This is a genomic window from Crenobacter sp. CS_VA4, assembly GCF_055597485.1.
On sequence record NZ_JBVMAE010000082.1, the window covers coordinates 1 to 607 of the forward strand.

Below are 607 nucleotides of genomic sequence, written 5' to 3' on the forward strand. Positions count from 1 at the left end.
CCGATTTGTTTCCCACTAAGACGCATAGTCTGTTCCTTACCTTGTGATTTGCACGAGCCACCCGGAGTGGGGGGCATGGAGTCATGCTATTCGGTGCTCGCTTAAGTGCAGCTTAGGTGCAGCAATGGCCGGTGCTCTTAAGTCAGGCTTAAGCGGGACCCCGATAAAGTGCCATAGCAGCGATGTGTCGGATTCCGCTGGCCGGCCTTTCGCCTCCGTCGATACTTCACCTTTGAACGAGATAGCCCATGGAAGAACTGAATCGCTCGCTGTTCTTGATGATCAATGCCAGCGCACACCCCTCGTCTGGGATGCTCTTCATGGCGACGGTCCTGGCGGAGTGGCTTATCTATGGTGTACCACTGTTGCTGGCCGGGCTGTGGCTATGGGGTGGGCGCGGGAACAGAGCGGCGGCATTGGCTGCCGCCCTGAGTGTTGCGTTCGCACTGGGCTGCAACCAGCTGGCCAGCATGCACTGGCCACACCCGAGGCCATTCATGATTGGGTTGGGACACACCTTCCTGGCACACAAACCGGAGGCCTCCTTCCCTAGTGATCACGCCACGGTATTCTTTACCTTGGGGCTGGCCTTGATGTGGGCCTCACT

General features: G+C 58.2%; 1 protein-coding gene. It reads left to right on the top strand.

Annotated features, from left to right (window positions below; genetic code table 11):
• Positions 1 to 248: 248 nt before the first annotated feature.
• Positions 249 to 607 (top strand): phosphatase PAP2 family protein (locus ACZ2IA_RS22790; RefSeq protein WP_470294873.1); only part of this gene is annotated, 359 nt, incomplete at its 3' end.